General features: G+C 43.9%; 16 protein-coding genes. 10 read left to right on the forward strand and 6 right to left on the reverse strand.

Annotation, left to right across the window (positions count from 1 at the left end; translation table 11 throughout):
- Nucleotides 1–6: 6 nt before the first annotated feature.
- Entirely contained in the window at nucleotides 7–1,317 is a 1,311-nt protein-coding gene (gene fadI, locus E2K93_RS02645; RefSeq protein ID WP_135437599.1) for an acetyl-CoA C-acyltransferase FadI, read from the reverse strand.
- Between the two features lie 272 nt (nucleotides 1,318–1,589).
- Here fadI and E2K93_RS02650 point away from each other — a divergent pair, with 272 nt between their 5' ends.
- The 10 genes from E2K93_RS02650 to E2K93_RS02695 all read left to right on the forward strand — a co-directional run bounded on the left by E2K93_RS02650 (nucleotide 1,590) and on the right by E2K93_RS02695 (nucleotide 12,554).
- Complete coding sequence (locus tag E2K93_RS02650; protein WP_135437600.1) at nucleotides 1,590–2,546, forward strand: AAA family ATPase; 957 nt, start codon at nucleotides 1,590–1,592, stop codon at nucleotides 2,544–2,546.
- A gap of 29 nt (nucleotides 2,547–2,575) precedes the next feature.
- Nucleotides 2,576–3,577, forward strand: a complete 1,002-nt coding sequence (locus E2K93_RS02655; protein WP_135437601.1) for a DUF58 domain-containing protein — start codon at nucleotides 2,576–2,578, stop codon at nucleotides 3,575–3,577.
- Nucleotides 3,565–4,080: a DUF4381 domain-containing protein gene (locus E2K93_RS02660; RefSeq protein WP_135437602.1), complete on the forward strand. Its 516-nt coding sequence runs from the start codon at nucleotides 3,565–3,567 to the stop codon at nucleotides 4,078–4,080. The genes E2K93_RS02655 and E2K93_RS02660 overlap by 13 nt, the downstream gene beginning before the upstream one ends.
- A complete protein-coding gene (locus tag E2K93_RS02665) occupies nucleotides 4,077–5,087 on the forward strand; it encodes a vWA domain-containing protein (RefSeq protein ID WP_135437603.1) in 1,011 nt (336 codons plus the stop codon). Before E2K93_RS02660 ends, E2K93_RS02665 begins: the two co-directional genes overlap by 4 nt.
- On the forward strand, nucleotides 5,087–7,021 hold the full coding sequence (locus E2K93_RS02670) for a VWA domain-containing protein (protein WP_135437604.1): 1,935 nt from the start codon (nucleotides 5,087–5,089) through the stop codon (nucleotides 7,019–7,021). Before E2K93_RS02665 ends, E2K93_RS02670 begins: the two co-directional genes overlap by 1 nt.
- Complete coding sequence (locus E2K93_RS02675; RefSeq protein WP_135437605.1) at nucleotides 7,015–8,652, forward strand: BatD family protein; 1,638 nt, start codon at nucleotides 7,015–7,017, stop codon at nucleotides 8,650–8,652. Before E2K93_RS02670 ends, E2K93_RS02675 begins: the two co-directional genes overlap by 7 nt.
- A gap of 157 nt (nucleotides 8,653–8,809) precedes the next feature.
- Complete coding sequence (locus E2K93_RS02680; RefSeq protein WP_135437606.1) at nucleotides 8,810–9,325, forward strand: sigma-70 family RNA polymerase sigma factor; 516 nt, start codon at nucleotides 8,810–8,812, stop codon at nucleotides 9,323–9,325.
- Nucleotides 9,318–10,031 carry a DUF3379 family protein gene (locus tag E2K93_RS02685; protein ID WP_189637837.1) on the forward strand — a complete coding sequence of 238 codons (714 nt, stop codon included), beginning with the start codon at nucleotides 9,318–9,320 and terminating at the stop codon, nucleotides 10,029–10,031. The genes E2K93_RS02680 and E2K93_RS02685 overlap by 8 nt, the downstream gene beginning before the upstream one ends.
- A gap of 242 nt (nucleotides 10,032–10,273) precedes the next feature.
- Nucleotides 10,274–11,743 carry a sodium/proline symporter PutP gene (gene putP, locus E2K93_RS02690; RefSeq protein ID WP_135437608.1) on the forward strand — a complete coding sequence of 490 codons (1,470 nt, stop codon included), beginning with the start codon at nucleotides 10,274–10,276 and terminating at the stop codon, nucleotides 11,741–11,743.
- 175 nt (nucleotides 11,744–11,918) lie between these two features.
- A complete protein-coding gene (locus tag E2K93_RS02695; protein WP_135437609.1) occupies nucleotides 11,919–12,554 on the forward strand; it encodes an EAL and HDOD domain-containing protein in 636 nt (211 codons plus the stop codon).
- A gap of 126 nt (nucleotides 12,555–12,680) precedes the next feature.
- Here E2K93_RS02695 and galE read toward each other — a convergent pair whose 3' ends face one another.
- Genes galE through E2K93_RS02720 form a run of 5 tightly spaced genes read right to left on the reverse strand, consistent with a single transcriptional unit; the run spans nucleotide 12,681 to nucleotide 17,557 of the window.
- On the reverse strand, nucleotides 12,681–13,691 hold the full coding sequence (gene galE, locus E2K93_RS02700; RefSeq protein ID WP_135437610.1) for a UDP-glucose 4-epimerase GalE: 1,011 nt from the start codon (nucleotides 13,689–13,691) through the stop codon (nucleotides 12,681–12,683).
- Between the two features lie 35 nt (nucleotides 13,692–13,726).
- Nucleotides 13,727–14,686 (reverse strand): DHH family phosphoesterase, encoded by a 960-nt coding sequence (locus E2K93_RS02705; RefSeq protein WP_135437611.1) that lies wholly within the window; start codon nucleotides 14,684–14,686, stop codon nucleotides 13,727–13,729.
- A gap of 20 nt (nucleotides 14,687–14,706) precedes the next feature.
- On the reverse strand, nucleotides 14,707–15,465 hold the full coding sequence (locus tag E2K93_RS02710; RefSeq protein WP_135437612.1) for a glycosyltransferase family 2 protein: 759 nt from the start codon (nucleotides 15,463–15,465) through the stop codon (nucleotides 14,707–14,709).
- Nucleotides 15,465–16,361, reverse strand: a complete 897-nt coding sequence (locus tag E2K93_RS02715; RefSeq protein WP_135437613.1) for a glycosyltransferase — start codon at nucleotides 16,359–16,361, stop codon at nucleotides 15,465–15,467. The genes E2K93_RS02710 and E2K93_RS02715 overlap by 1 nt, the downstream gene beginning before the upstream one ends.
- Nucleotides 16,358–17,557, reverse strand: coding sequence for a glycosyltransferase (locus E2K93_RS02720; RefSeq protein ID WP_228445458.1), 1,200 nt, complete (start codon nucleotides 17,555–17,557; stop codon nucleotides 16,358–16,360). The genes E2K93_RS02715 and E2K93_RS02720 overlap by 4 nt, the downstream gene beginning before the upstream one ends.
- Nucleotides 17,558–17,561 lie beyond the last annotated feature (4 nt).

Consider the following 17,561-nt stretch of genomic DNA (forward strand, 5'->3'; position numbering starts at 1 on the left):
CCTCAATTATTCTGCTTCTAGCACCATGGCTGCACCTAACCCACCCGCAGCACATGCGGTTGTTAGACCAACACCACCGCCACGACGTTTTAATTCAGTCAAGGTTTGCGTAATAAGGCGTGTTCCGGTGGCGGCAAATGGGTGACCATAAGCTAATGAACCACCAAGCACATTAAATTTATCCATATCGATATCACCAATGGCTTTATCACGACCAAGCTTTTCTCGCGCAAATTTTTCGCTGGCGAACATTTTTACATTGGCTAATGTTTGCGCGGCAAAGGCTTCATGCATTTCAACCAAATCAAGGTCAGCTAAGGTAAGGCCTGCACGATCTAATGCCAATGGTGTCGAATACGATGGGCCCATAAGCATGTCTTCCCATACGTCTATCGCTGTAAACGCATAAGAACGGATATAACCTAGCACATCCAAGCCAAGCTCCTTAGCTCGGCCTTCACGCATTAATAGCACCGCAGAAGCACCATCGGTTAATGCGGTAGAATTAGCCGCCGTTACGGTGCCGTGTTTACGATCAAATACTGGACGCAGTCGAGCGTATCCAGCTAGATCTGAATCTGCACGGAAACAGTTATCTTTTTCTACGGCCTTTTTATACGGTTCAGGGTGCGCCACCATAACTTGATCAGCCATCAGGCCATCGGCCCACGTTTTCGCTGCAAGAGAGTGTGAACGATGCGCTAATGCGTCTTGTTCTTCTCGAGTGATGCCGTGGCTTTTTGCCATTTGCTCTGCGGTTTGCCCCATAGACAAGCCTGTCGAGTATTCAGCAACCGCCGGTGGTTCAGGGATCAAATCTTTAAATCGTAACGCACTAAGCAGCTTTAAGCGCTGTCCCATGGTCTTAGCTTTAGATAAATCTAATAAGGTACGCGCTAGTTTTCTTGATACACCAATCGGAGGCACAGACATTGAATCCGCACCGCCAGCAATACCAATATCAATGTTACCAAGCAGAATAGATTCCGCTACATTGACGGTAGATTGGAAACTAGTAGCACAAGCACGAGAGACACTGTACGCATCAGTATGAACGTTCATTTGCGTTGCCAAGGCGATTTCTCGGGCAATGTTAGGCGCTTTCGGCATTTGAACTACCTGACCAAACACCAATTGCTCTATCAACGCCGGATCGATATCAGTACGAGTCAGCATTTCATTTACGACCATAGCGCCTAAATCAAGAGCCGGTACACCATGAAAGTCAGTCGCCTGTTTTACAAATGGCGTTCTTAGACCGGTAACAACAGCGATACGCTCACCGGATGCGGTCTTTAAGTTTTGCATTTTTGCCATGCCTGTTCCTTTAATTTCCCAAATCTATTCTTAATTGTGAATTTTTTTATAGTCATTTAGTCAAAGCCAACATCGCATAAAACCGCAAAAGTGGTCTGACCTGATCGTTTTATTGATTCTAACGACAATTCACACTTTTTAAAAGAGTTGATTTTTAATAACATTAGCCCAATATAAGCATAAGTTATGAAATACCGCAGCCAAAGCCTTCAGGCAGTTAGTGCGCTAATAAACTCCGGCTGTGCGCCCATTGAAGGAAAATTATAATTATTATGGCAATTGAACAATTTTCTAAACTACAAGAGCACCTAAGCGGCCAAATCGTTGGACAACACGCTTTGGTCGAAAATCTTCTCATCGCATTACTCGCTGATGGTCACTTAATTGTAGAAGGCCCTCCGGGTTTGGCAAAAACCAGAGCAATCAATGCCTTATCTGATGGCGTTGATGCAAGCTTTCACCGTATTCAGTTTACCCCAGATCTGCTACCTGCGGATTTAACCGGTACCGATATTTATCGCCCAGAAGATGGCAGCTTTGTGTTTCAACAAGGTCCACTATTTCAGAACCTTATTTTAGCCGATGAAATTAACCGTGCCCCAGCAAAGGTGCAGTCCGCATTACTTGAAGCGATGGCTGAAGGACAGGTAACCGTAGGTAAAACCACCTACAAGTTGCCAGAATTGTTTTTGGTTATGGCAACGCAAAACCCGCTAGAGCAAGAAGGTACCTACCCGTTACCTGAAGCGCAATTAGACCGCTTTTTAATGCATCTGGAAATTGACTACCCAAATGCTGCGTCAGAATTAGACATTCTCCGTCTCAATCGTGGCGAAGCATTAAACAGCGAAAAGCTACCTGTGGTTACCATTAGCCAAGAAGAAATCTTTACTGCACGTAAAGAAGCCTTGGAAATTTATTTGGCACCGGTTCTTGAGCAATATATTGTCGACCTGATCATGGCAACACGCCAAGGTGAGAAGTACGATGATGACTTAGGTAAATGGTTAGCCTATGGCGCCAGTCCGCGAGCCACCATTGCCTTAGATCGCTGTTCGCGAGCCAGAGCTTGGTTAAACGGCCGCGACTTTGTCAGCCCGGAAGATATCCAAGCGGTATTCCATAACACATTACGTCACCGTTTGTTGTTAACCTATCAGGCAGAAGCTGAAGGTATCACCACAAACCAGGTACTGGATCGTATTCTCGAATTAGTTGCAGTTGCTTAATTCGTCCCATTAGGTGAAGTAAATCTAATATGTGGTGGAAAAAAATCGCGTCAGACGATCAAAACCAGCTTGCTCAAGCCACGCTTGAGCAGTTAGGTTGTGATGGCATAAATATCGATATTGAGCAGCTCCTGCCCTATCAAGGCAAGGCCTCATTGTTGAATTTGGCGCCGAAAAAAGCCGTGCAAGGACACTTAAGCGGCAATTATTTGGCGCGCACCAAAGGCCGCGGTATGGAGTTCGATGAGGTGCGTCATTATCAAACGGGTGATGACATACGCGCAATCGACTGGCGTGTTACCGCCAGAACCGGTAAGACCCATACCAAACTGTTTCGAGAAGAAGTTGAACGTCCTGTTTTAATCGCTACCGATCTCGGCCAATCGATGTTTTTTGGTTCTAAATTACTATTTAAATCAGCACAAGCCTGTCATATTGCGGCGCTTGTCGCTTGGCATGCGAAAAAACGTGGTGATCGTGTCGGCGGCCTGGTTTTTAATGAACAGCAACATCAAGAGCTCAAGCCTCGAAGCCGACAAAACGGCGTATTACACTACTTACACACTCTTGAAGAGCTGCACCAGCAAGGGTTAGCTCACTGGCAACAAGAATTACCCAGTTCACAAACTTACTTTATTGAAAACTGTAATCGTTTAGCACAGCTCGCCAAACCTGGCTCATTGGTTTATCTGATCACCGATGGCAATCATTTTAATGAAGAGGTATTGCGACCACTGGCGAAAGTATCACGTCACTGCGAGCTGGTTATTTGCCAAGTGAATGACCCATTAGAGTTCACTCTTCCTCAGTCAAAACAAAAAACCTCTGTGGCAATAACCGATGGCAGCCAAAAACAGCAACTATTGCTTGGTGATCAGCAAACCGCACAACGCTATCAAGATAAAGCCATGCTAACCAATAAGCTAAAACAACAGCTGTATCAACAAGCCGGTGCACGAGTCATTCATTTCAGCGCCGGTGATAGTGTCGAACATCAATTAAAATCTGGGATTGAAACATGGATCCGCTAGAGAATTTAAAAGATATCCATCTACCAGATAGTATTCACGCATACCCTATCGCACCGGGTTGGTGGATATTATTGGCCTTAGTACTGGCAATCGTTGTTTATCTGTTGATTAAAAACAAACGAAAACAACGCTTCCTTCGCCAGCAAAAAACGGCGCTAGTGCAGCTACAACAGCTTGAAGCGCCTACGGTTGAACAATGTGTGGCGATTTTAAAGTGGGTGGCTATGCATTATTTTCAACGCCACCTATTTGCCAACAACTTTTCCGTAGAGCTTTTGCAAGCACTGAAAGTTAAATTGCCTGAACAACACCAAGCTAAGTTCATTGAATTAGCCGAGTCAGCGTTAGCCCAACAATATCGTAAGAATGCCAATACCATTTACGGTGAAGATATGCAGCGTGCTGCGATTTATTGGCTAACCCATATAGATTTAGTCAGTAAAAATAACACTTCAATCGGCGCTAACACATCAGCAACAGAACCGCAGGAGAAGGCAGCATGATTGAATTTGCTTGGCCATGGCTTGCTTTGTTGTTACCTGCGCCGCTATTGGTTTATTGGTTATCGCCGAAGACGTCGCCTAATGCTGCGGCGCTTAAAATGCCAGTATTGTTAGGCAGTTTAAGTCGTCACTCTGTGGCGGTGAATAATAAAAAAGCACCGTTGTGGTTGATTGCCATTATTTGGATATTATTGGTCTGTGCCAGTATGCGACCACAATGGTTAGGTGAAACCATTGCCTTACCAAATGAAAGTCGCGAGATGATCATTGCCGTTGATTTATCTGGCAGCATGAAAATGGAAGACATGCGTCATAACGGTAAAACGGTCAACCGCCTAACCTTACTAAAAGCCTTATTGGGTGATTTTATTGAGCGCCGCCAAGGCGATCGCTTAGGGCTTATTTTGTTTGCCGACGACGCCTATATGCAAACGCCGATGACATTTGACCGACATACGGTTAAGCAAATGCTTGACGAATCGGTGATTGGTCTGGTTGGCCAAAAGACAGCCATTGGTGATGCGATGGCGTTAGCCGTAAAGCGTTTTGTCAGCAAAGATGACTCGAACCGAGTGCTGTTGCTATTAACGGATGGTCAGAATACTTCAGGAAAAATAACGCCGGAGCAAGCGTTAGATCTGGCTGTCGCAAAAGATGTGACCATTTATACCGTTGGTATCGGTGCTGAAGTGATGATGGAGCGATCGTTATTTGGTACCCGTAAAGTGAACCCATCAAGAGATCTTGATGAAGGAACACTGAAGAACATCGCAAAACAAACATCAGGCAGTTATTTTAGAGCCACCGATGGTGCATCTATGGCAGACATTTATACTCTGCTCGATCAACTGGAACCTGTTGCTCAAGACGAACAACAAATGCGTCCACTTACTGCATTATTCTTTTACCCATTAGCGTTAGCGTTAGTACTTATCATGTTGCAACTGGCACTGGTTCAGCAGCAAACCTATGGCTTGTTCAACCTTGGCAGTGAGGGCAAAAGCTAATGACTGAATTTCACTTTATCCGACCATTGTGGTTAATTGCGTTTATTGGTTTAGTATGGGTGTTATGGCAAGTTCGTCGCTTGCGCGTATCCAGCAGCGCATGGCACCGTGTTATTCCGTCGCACTTAAGCAGTAAGCTGTTAAGTAATACCGAAAACAATAGACCAGTGTCGATTATACCCGCAGCTCTGATAGGTAGTTTGCTTATTATTGCCATGGCGGGACCTACTTGGCAAAAACTGCCACAACCGGTATATGACGTAGAGCGCGGTTCGGTATTAGTCATGGACATGTCATTTTCAATGTTGTCTACCGATATCAAACCGAACAGATTGACCATGGCACGTTATAAAGCCATGGATTTAGTCGAAAAGATTGATGAAGGCGAAATAGGTCTGATCGCGTACGCGGGTGATGCGTTTACTATCAGCCCGCTAACCGCGGATATCAACAACATCAGGTTATTATTACCGTCATTGTCGCCGCAAATCATGCCAGAGCTTGGCTCGAACCCTTACCCTGCGTTAATACTGGCAGAACAAATGCTGCAAAACGCTGGCCACATTAAGGGCGATATCTACTGGGTTACCGATGGTGTTACGCAAGATGAAATTGACGATATTAATGATTTTGTCGACAACAGCGATCACCGAATTAATATTTTAGCGGTAGGTACCGCCGAGGGTGCGCCGATTACCCTCGCCAATGGTGAATTAATGAAGGACCGCCGTGGTAACATTGTTATCCCTAAACTTACCAGTCGTCGTTTAGAAGCATTTAGCGACAATTCTGGTGGTGTATTTACCGTTATTAGCGCCGATGATTCTGACTTGGCTCGACTAAGTTCATTAAGCGCCCTCGATGCGCAAAAAGTATTGCAATCAAAGCAACAAAATATGGGTGACCAATGGCAAGAATTTGGCCCATATTTGTTATTGATAGCCCTACCACTTGCGCTTGCGTATTTTCGCAAAGGCATCTTATTAACCCCAGTGTTAATGGTGAGCTTATTATCTTCGACGTTTTACAGTGCGCCGTCATCCGCATCTCTTTGGGACGATTTATGGCAGACCAAAAACCAACAAGGTCAGCAACAATTCGATAACCAAGACTATCAAAAAGCAGCGCAAACATTTGATGATAACCAATGGCGCGGCAGCAGTTACTACCGTGCTGGCGATTATGAAAAAGCGGTCGAGACCTTTGCAAAGTCTGATACCGTGCAAGCCAATTACAACAGAGCCAATGCCCTTGCAAAACTTGGTGAGCTAGAACAAGCGATTGCAGCATATGAGCAAGTCATCTCAGCTGATGCTGAGCATCAAGATGCGTTGACCAATAAAGCCATCGTTGAACAAATGTTGCAGCAACAGCAACAAGAGCAACAAAACCAAGAACAACAAGATAACCAGGACCAAAGCCAAGATCAGAACCAGGATCAGAGCCAAGAGCAAAACCAAGAACAGCAACAGCAGGATCAAAACCAACAGCAGCAAGGTAGCAGTGACTCTAGTGACAGCAACCAAGATCAGTCACAGCAAGATTCCTCTGAGCAATCAGATCCTGAACAATCTGAGCAGCAGCAATCAGAGCAACAAGGCGATGAGGATAACAACCAAGATCAATCGTCTGACTCAGACAACGGTGAGCAAAATAAACAACAGGCTGAACAAGATCAATCTGAACAAGAGCAACAAGCCGCTGCTCAACAACAAAATAGCGAACAGCAACAACAACCAGAACAACAGCAGCAGCAACAGGCAGCGTTAACCGATGGCGAACAACAAAGCCAAACGGAACAACAACAAAAACACGAACAGCTTTTGCGTCGTGTGACAGACGACCCGCAACTGTTGTTACGAAATAAAATGCGTCTTGAATATCAGAAACGTCGTCAAAACCGCAGTAGTATTGGAGTTAAGGAAAAATGGTAAATTCGACACCTGTTATTGCAGGTTTGTTCTCTTTATTGGTTAGCATTCAGGCCATGGCGTTAAATGTAACCGCCACGGTTGATAAAAACCCAGCGATAGTTGATGAATCAGTGGTGCTTACGGTTATAGCCGATGGCTCTGTTGCTGCAGACGCCTTCGACCCATCAGTACTTGAACAAGACTTTGTTGTTGGTGGTACATCGATCAGCAGCCAAACCAGCATGGTCAATTTTAAAACCACCCGCACCACGCAATGGACCACGCTTATAATCCCTCGTAAGACCGGGGTATTAACGATTCCAGCGTTAACGGTTGATGACGCGACAACGAAACCTATCCAGTTACAGGTATTAGCACAAGGTGACAAAACCGCACAACAACAAAAAGATATCTACTTAACCGCCGATGTATCAAAACATGAGGTTTATGTTCAACAACAATTTACCTTAACGGTGCGCTTACATCTTGCCGCTGAGCTTATACGCGGTTCATTAGCGGAACCTAAAATGACCGGCGCAGAGATTAAGCAAATCGGTGAGAACAACGAATACAGCCAAATAATTGATGGTAAGCGTTTTCGTATCATTGAACGTGTTTATGCGGTCAAACCACAAACATCGGGTAAGTTTGTGTTACACAGCACCATGTTTGATGGCGAAATCAGTGCCAGCAAACAACAACGACGTTCGGTATTTTCAAGCTTCGATCGCGGTAAACCTGTGCGCATGAAAGGTCAGGAAATAGATATTCAGGTGAATGCCGCACCTGCTGACTTTACTGGTGAATGGTTACCAAGTGAATTAATTGTCATTGAAGAGAATTGGCCAGATGAACAAAGCGAATATGAGCTTGGTGAGCCGATAACGCGTACCGTTAAAATAACTGCGGCGGCACTAGGGGCTGAACAATTACCTAAACTTGAGTTTAACGCACCTGATGGCCTTAAAATATACCCAGATCAAGCAGATGTGAAAAACGGTGTGCAAAAAGGCGCACTGATCAGCCAAAAGACCCAAGATTTTGCGATAGTTCCTACCAAACCAGGGACATTCGTATTGCCGGAAGTGACGCTACCTTGGTTTAACACTCAATTAAATCGCACGGAACTCGCTGTACTGCCAGCGAAAACCATCGTCGTCAAGGGAGCGGTGCCGGTCAATATCGACAACACAACGGCAATGAACACCCCACTGCCAGTGCATGTGGTAGAGCAAAGTAATACGACTTTACAATGGCTGTTTTTAGCGGGTTGGTTGTTGACGGCAATGGCTTGGTTGTATCAAACGAAATTAAAAGGGCGTAGCTTTAAGCGGGAAACCTTTGTCCCGTCGACTAAACACGCTTATCTTAAACTGCTGGCCGCATGTAAACAAAATAATGGTCAACAGGTGATGGCATTGCTACCAGCTTGGGGGAATGAATTGTTCCCTGAGCAAAATTTCAGCAACCTGCAGCAACTGAGTCAGCACTTGCAAAATGACGACTTTGATAAACAATTAAGTCATCTGCAGCATTGTTATTACGGTGCACAACAGCAAGCTTGGCATTCAGATAAATTACTTAAAATCATTTCTAGGCTGCAAACCCAAGGTGAGCAACAGCAACAGGTCGCCTTTGCAATAAACCCATAATGAGGTGATAGCTGTTAATTACACAATGAAATAAGTGCCCACATCTGTGGGCATTTTTGTAAGCACATAAAAAAAATTGAAAAAATTGCAAATTTTTAGAAATTAAATTGCAACATGCAAGGTCAATACAATCAAGAGACGCAATAAAACGGAACCTATGGCTAGTAAACAGAAACGCTATGAAGCGCTAGTAAACGCATTGCATAAGGATTTATATCGCTATGCTTACTGGTTGGTTCATGACAAACAAGTCGCCGAAGACCTTGTTCAGGAAACATTCCTAAGAGCATGGCGAGCCCTTGACTCTTTAAAAGATGAGAAAGCCGCAAAGTCTTGGTTGATCACCATCTTAAGGCGAGAAAATGCCAGACGTTTTGAGCGCAAGCAATTTGATATGAGCGAATATGATGAGGCAGCGACAATGGATACACATATATTGTCGAGCGAACAAAGTCAGGAAAACCAATGGTTGCATCAACGCATTGCCAGCTTACCTGAAGAATATCGAGAGCCTCTGGTATTGCAAATTATCTGTGGCTACAGCGGTGAAGAAATCGCACAAATCCTCGAGTTAAACAAAAACACTGTAATGACGCGACTGTTTCGCGCAAGAAACCAATTAAAAGATGCTATCGAACAAAACAAACACATCAAGGGGCGCTACAATGGATGAATTAGAATTCCGTAGAAGGCTGTATAGTGATCCGAACAGCAAAGACAATGAGCTGCTCAACGCTATTGAAGCAGATCCCAGCCGTAAAAAATTCGCCAAAGAGTTAAAATCTCTCGACGATAAAATTGATTCTGTATTGCGGGTTGATGTACCAGAAGATCTGGCGGACAGATTAATACTGCGTCAAAGCCTAGACTCACATAGCCAACGTCAACGTAAATCACGATGGCATTTGGCTGTCGCTGCATCTGTCGCATTTATCGTTGGAATCAGTGTCAGCTATATGGCAATTACCCCATCACACTCGAGCATCGCCGATTACTCATTAGCTCATTATCACCATGAAGCTGGCAACTTTGCTCATAGCGGTGACAGTAAGTACACCCTAACCAGCTTTAACAAGTCGGTCGCAGGCCTTGATGTCAGTTTTACCGACAAGCTAGGTAAACTGGTGTCGGTTGATGAGTGTTTCTTTGATGGCATGAATTCAGTTCATTTGGTGTTTGAGGGCCTTTACGACAATGTGACGGTGTTTATCATTCCTAAAAATGAACACTTAGCCCAAAGCGAACAATTTGCCGATCAAAGCGTTAAAGGTATCAGCCGTCAATACAGTAAAGGCGGTGTTATCATCATGGGTGATGTCAAAGAGCCATTGGAGCAATGGCAACAAAAAATTGACGAAACCATCGAGTGGTCAATCTAATATTCACTAGGTACTCACAAGTATGACTCCAGCCATACTTATTTTTAGCCTGCCGTTTGGCAGGCTTTTTTTTGTCATTAATTACCCACTATAAGCGTAACTCTCTGATCACTTTGCCGTTGTGCAACTACATCTCGCAATTACGTTGATCTATCGCAAAAATCCAACCAATTGTTACGAAAACTAGCACAGTAAATGTAAACTTGTTAACATCGCCGCAAACTCAAATAAAAGACGTTATTATGACAATAGAAACTCCAATGATGGTTACCTTTATTGGTTACCTGCTAACCACATTGCTGATAGGTTATATCGCCTATAAAGCAACCACCACACTAAGCGATTATATTCTTGGTGGTCGTCAACTTGGCCCTGCGGTTACCGCGCTAAGTGTTGGCGCGTCTGACATGAGTGGCTGGTTACTACTTGGTTTGCCTGGTGCAATATACTTATCTGGTATCAGTGAAGTCTGGATCGGTGTCGGTTTGGTGCTCGGTGCGTTCTTTAACTGGATATTGGTCGCGCCAAAGATTCGCTCTTTTACTGAAAAGGCTAATAACTCACATACCATCCCTGAATTCTTTGAAAATCGTTTTGCCGACAAATCCCACACATTACGATTTATATCCGCTATAACCATACTGATTTTCTTCACATTTTATGTGTCATCAGGCTTGGTCGGCGGCGCTATTTTATTTGAAAAAGTATTCGGTTTAGATTACATAACGGCGCTGGTTATCGGCGCGGTTGTGATTGTATCTTATACCTTCCTTGGCGGATTTCTGGCGGTCAGTTGGACCGACTTTTTCCAAGGTTGTTTAATGTTATTGGCATTGGTCATTTTGCCAATCGTTGCCTTAAACGAATTAGGCGGTATTGAACAAACCACACAAATTCTGCAACAAACCAACCCAGATTACGCCGCGCTTTTTAAAGACTTTAGTTGGCTTGGATTCTTCTCGCTAATGGCATGGGGACTTGGCTATTTTGGTCAGCCGCATATCCTGTCGCGTTTCATGGCAATTCGCAGCGTTGATGATATTCCAATGTCACGCAATATTGCTATGGTTTGGATGATTGTATCCTTGATAGGCGCCTTAGCTGTTGGTCTGGTCGGTATTGCCTATTACGCCAATGCGCCGCTTGAAAATCCAGAAACAATCTTTATTTTCCTATCGAAAGCACTGTTGAACCCTTGGGTAGCCGGTATCATTATTGCCGCCATATTGTCAGCCATTATGAGTACCATTGACTCGCAATTATTGGTTTGTTCTAGTGTCATTGTTGAAGATTTTTATAAAAATTTCGCCAAGAAAGACGTCTCAGAAAATGAGTTAGTTTGGATTTCTCGTTTCTCTTTACTTGCTATAGCGATATTAGCGACATTGGTCGCGCTAGACCCGCAAAGCAGTGTCTTGGGACTCGTAAGCTATGCGTGGGCCGGTTTTGGTAGTGCCTTTGGCCCAACCATTTTATTAGCGCTATTTTGGCATAAATATAATCGTTTTGGCGCTTTGGCTTCCATTGTAACGGGTGCTGTCGTGGTCATTGCTTGGTCAATGCTCAAAGCAGAATACGGTGGAATCTTTGCGCTTTATGAGATGATCCCTGGCTTTATCCTAGCTGGCATCGCTGGTGTTGTTACCAGTATGGCAACCCAGCACTTAGATAAAGAAAGCAGCAAGATATATGCGCAGTTAAACAGCAAATAATAACAACACGACAGCGTAACAAGGGCTTGAAATGCACCATACGCATATCAAGCCCTTTTTGTTGTACTATTTACCAGAAACCCGGTTAATTAAGTTAACAGCGAGCCAAGGCTGTGATAGGTTATTAATAACGGTTTAAGTTGTACCTGCCACCTTCAACAGGATAATAATAACTATGCCAAGCTTTGCAGCTAGACAAGCCATCGTTGATAAACAACAACAGATCATCGCCTACGAACTGCTGTTTCGAGACAGCATGATCAATGTTTACCCTAAGGTAGACGCGCATACGGCAACACAAAAATTGCTACACACCGCATTGCAAAGTTCGCAAAGCAAAACCTTTACTCAACAAAAGCCAGCGTTTATCAATTTCACCACCGAAACACTGCAAAAAGGTTACCCTTTCAAATTTGATAATCGCCATATCGTTGTTGAAATTTTAGAGACCGAAGAGCCAACCCAACAGTTGCTTTCTTTGTGCCAAGAACTGCATCAACAAGGCTATGAAATCGCCTTAGACGACTTTATTAATCACCAACAGTGGCATGCGTTCTTTCCTTATATCAGTATTATCAAAGTGGACTTTAGACAAACATCAACCACCGAAATACTGCAACTGATAGAGCATATTACCAACTACCCGAACATCAAACTACTGGCAGAAAAAATCGAAAACAAACAAGAATTTGAACATGCTAGCCGGTTAGGCTTTGAATACTTTCAAGGCTATTTTATTGATCAGCCCGAAGTGATGAAATCACGTCCACATGTAATGGATGAAATAGGTTTAGAGCTGGATTTGGCCTAGAGAGAGTTTGGCCTAGATAGGATTTGACTTAGATTGAATTTGACTTAGATTGAGTTTGAGTTTAACGGAGAGTTAATTTGGTCTAGACGCAATCGCCTAGACCAAGAACGACAATAGCATTAACAGTTATTCAAAACCGTTTGGATTTTGTGATTGCCAACGCCAAGTATCGCGGATCATATCATCCAAGTTACGTTCTGCCTGCCAACCTAAAAACTCATTGGCAAGATCGGCTTTAGCAAACACTGTCGCGATATCTCCTGGACGTCTTGGGCTAATTTGATAAGGCACATCCACGCCGCTGATCTCTTTAAATTTATTAACGATTTGCAACACCGAGGTACCATTACCGGTGCCAACATTAATGGCAATACAGCCATCAACTTTCGATAATGACGTTACGGCTTTCAAATGCGCAAGTGCCAAATCAACCACATGGATATAATCGCGCACGCCAGTGCCATCAATGGTGTCGTAATCATCACCAAACACGCTCAATTGCTGCAATCGACCAACCGCCACTTGCGATACAAACGGTAGTAAATTGTTAGGAATACCATTTGGGTTTTCACCGATAAGGCCCGAATGATGCGCGCCAATTGGATTAAAGTAACGCAGTGAGACAATCGACCATTGCGGATCACTTTTCGCCAAATCGAAAAGAATATGTTCGATCATTAGCTTGGTTTGGCCGTAAGGGTTGGTCGCCGAAGTTGGCATAGTTTCGATTAATGGCGATAGATTGTTTTCACCGTAAACCGTTGCAGACGAGCTAAACACAAGGTTTTTCACTGAAAATTGCTTCATCACTTCCAGCAACACTATGGTGCCAGTAACATTGTTATGATAATAGCTCAGTGGTATTTGCGTGGACTCACCAACCGCTTTTAAACCGGCAAAGTGAATGACCGCAGAAATATCATGCTCACTAAAGACTTGCTCCATTGCCGCTTTATCGCAGATATCCGCCTTGATAAATACCGGTCGCTTTCCGGTGATTTGTTCTACCCTATCCAATGACTTAGTCGACGAGTTGGATAGGTTATCGACGATCACCACGTCATCGCCAGCATTTAATAATTCAACCACGGTATGGCTACCAATATAGCCGGTACCGCCGGTTATTAATAAACTCATGTTACATCCTTAAAAACACCGAATATCGGTGACGATTAATTTTTATAATAATTTGCAAGCGTTGTAATAAATGTTTCGACTTGCTCTTCAGGTAAAGCGTTTATCCCTGCTGCTGCTGCACGTCCGCCACCGGTCGGAAACTGCACACAAATTTCATCAGCACCTTGCTTATTATTTAACGGCGCTCGTACGCTGACGGTATAACTGCCATCTAAATTTTGCGTTAGCACGCCATGGGCTTTATCTGGTGATTGGTTTGCTAAATCATTACCAAAGACACCACTCACTCGACGAGACCATGCCGCATCTTCCAAAGTAACCACTTTGCAAATGTCATTGTCAAACAATACTTGCGCTGAATTGGCTTTATTCATATCGGTAACATATGCCGCCTGTAAGTCGTAAAATAACGATGATTTATTGCTAAATAAGATTTCCGGTGACTCATAGCCAAGCAAACGCTCAAATAAATCTGCCGGATGAAAGTGTAAGTCATCGGTAGTACGGCCATAACCGTTGTAATTAACGTAGGTGCCAAGCTGTTCCAATAAGTTCGCTTCGTTTTGTGACAGGCCTTTTAAGGCGCAATGTCGCGCAGCTACCGCTTTAAGGTTATCGCCGTAAGCCGCGGCAATCGCCCAACTATGATGTGCGCCCTTAAGATAATCATTAATCAACAAACTCGTGCACACATCGGCAGAGGTATTGATAATGGTTTTTAAAAAAGTAGACTGGGGAATATTCGAAGCACGATGATGATCAACATAGAACACTGGCACATCTGCGGATAACAACTTCTCTAGACCAGCTTGGTTTTTATCCATAGACACATCCAATGTGGTAACGGAACTAGCGTTACCAACGTCGACTTTATCCAGTAACGATATGTCTCGTTTTACACCGGTGATCAAGGTACTGGTTTTTGGCTCCGCTAAGCGAAGTTGAACCAAAGCCAAAATTCCATCGGCATCGCCGTTAAAAACATCGTAATGCATAAAAACTCTTCTATTAATTGTTATTTTCTAAATACAGCGCGAAATGCGTAAAAAGCAAAGCACCATAGGGAATATACAAGGTTTATTTTCTCTTGTTCTCGGTAAATTTGCCACTGCCTTTTGGCTTTTTTAAGTTTATTTCTCGAAATTGAGCCTGGGGTTATACGATAACGCGTCAAGACTCGGGGAAAATGCAACGCTTTACCCGCACGTTTTATCAACATTAGCCAGGTTGCGTAATCTTGACCGGTACGCAGTAAAGGCATGCGAAAGTCACCAAGTAATTGCTTATCCACCATGACGGTTGAACAGCCAAAGGTCGCCTTTTTTTTAAGTAATTGATGGTAATCAATCCAGCCTAAATCGGCTTTATCGACAACTTTATTACGTGATTGGCTGTATTGGTCAATAATATCGTAAGACGTAAAAGATAACGCCGCTTGGTGCTGCTGCATATACTGCAGGTGTTGCTCAAGCTTTGTTGGCAACCACAAATCATCGGAATCAAGAAAAGCGATATAGCGCCCTTGGGCTCGGTTTAATGACCTGTTACGCGATACGGCAGCGCCTCGATTGCGCTGATTTTGATAATACTGCACTCGTGGGTCCGACACTTGAATACGTTCAAGGATCTCTAGCGTATTATCTTTTGAGCAATCATCGGTAATCAATAATTCCCAATCACTAAAGCTTTGCGCAATAATTGAGTTTATTGTTTGTTCAACATAGGCCGATGAGTTGTAAGTAGCCATGATGATTGAGACGACAGGCGACTGCATCAGCCTTTACCTCTTAAGTATCTGATAAAAAACCGTATAAATTGCCCTAACTGGATAAGCTTGAGCCAAACCACCTGCGCCATAAATCGTCGTCTTTGTTTACCGACTAAATTGGTTTTACTCAAAAAACCATGAATTTTAATATAAAAGCTCGGTTTGAGTGGTCGCAATACAGCTTTAGTGATTTTTACAACAGCAGCGTTTGGCGACTTTACCGCGAGTTCGGCATCACCACGAACTAAGCGATTTAATTTCTTGCCTATCTCATCAGCGCTTTTGCGAGTTGGGTGTGACACTTTTACCTGTGATTTAAACTGAAACCTTTTACCGAGTCTATTCATGCGCTGACTCCAATCAAAGTCACCACCAGATTCTACTTCCTCAAAGTCGCCTATTTGTTGAAATACATCACGGCGCACCGCCAAATTAGCTGTGACAATGTGGCCCTTGGCGGCGTTAGCTTGGTTATCCATATGAAAAGTTTTGTCATACCACTGCCACGGATTGTTTTTGTCATCAATCACTAAATCAACAAAGCCGGAGATCACATCGATTTGCTCTTGGCTGAATATCTCAAGGATTTGTTGCAACCAGTTGCGCTCGACCAAACAATCGATATCGGTAAATACTAAGATATCACCGCTTGATTCTCGAACCCCTTTATTTCTAGCACCGTATGAACTCGGTCGTTGTTGATAATTGATTTGACGGGCGTTTAACTGGGTATGAACAGCCAATAATTGCGCCAATTGCGCCTCGCTACCGTCTGATGAATTATTGTTTACGAAGACAACATCAAAATGCTCCGCCGCTAATGACTGCGACGTTATCGCCTTAATGAAATCGACGAGATATGGTGCGGCGTTATAAAAAGGAACAATGACAGTTATCTTCATACAGCCGATTGCACCCGCTGATAAAGTTCGAGCAATTTGTGCTCCTGCTCTTCCCAGCACAGTTGCTCTACCGCAGCGTGAGTATTGGCCGCGTAATGCTGCAACAGTTCTGGGTTGTCTCGAAACTGAACGATAGCCTGTTGTAAATCTTGCGGGTTATCTTTAATGGCTAAGCCCAGTTGGTATTGCTCTATCACTTTACGAATTTCAGGAAAGCCGGTAGAAATCACTGGCAAACCAGCCAAAATATATTCAAACAGCTTGTTAGAGTCGGTCGAGTAATGATTCAGGCAAGTATTCTCAATAGGCTGCACACCAAACGTAGCCGATGCGGTATATAACGGTAAATCCGCGAGTGGTACCGTTGCGATAAAATGTACCCTATCGCTTATTCCTAGATTGGCAACCAACTGTTTTAATTTATCTTCTATCCGCCCGCCACCAATAAACACAAAATAAACCTCATCAATATGTTGTGCCACTTGCACCAGCCGCTCTAGGCCGCGACCTGGTTGCAACATGCCTTGATAAAGCGCAATAGGCCAAGATTGCTGTAAATTTAAGGTGTCTCTTATGTGATTCGATTGCTGCGGTTCGGCAAAAGATTTGGTCGGTCTATTTTGTAATACCGTTGGCCGTGGAACTTTGTAAGCCAGACGAAAGAATTTAGCACGCACATCTGTGGTGGTGATCATCGCCGCAACTTTCGGTGTCAACGTTTTCTCAATGCAACCAACGACTTTGCGAAACGGGCGATAACCTTCACGATCGGTACTGATCTCATGAGCATCATAGACAAGCTTTGCAGCGCACATTTTGCTAGCAACATACGCCGTAACCAACACATTAACATCATGAGCGTGAATAATGTCAGGCTTAGAACGGCTCACCGCGGCAATCATCGAAAAGATGGTTCCGACGCGCTTAGCCAAGCGAGATAGCTGTGCCAATGGCTTCATTGACAATGACTGTGCATGGCCTTTATTTTTACGACGAAATAACCCCATGCCATCAATACGGCGCACAATCACACCGGATGGCAATACGTCATGCTCGACATTGACGCCGGCTTTAAATAAGGCGAAAACCGTCACTTGATAACCATTGGTGACTAAGGTTTCCGCTTCTTTTAGTACCCTGGCATCGTTGGTAAATGGGTTCCATACGATCATCGATACCTTAATTGGTTTACTCAAATTG

The organism is Thalassotalea sp. HSM 43 (assembly GCF_004752005.1).
Lineage (GTDB): Bacteria > Pseudomonadota > Gammaproteobacteria > Enterobacterales > Alteromonadaceae > Thalassotalea_A.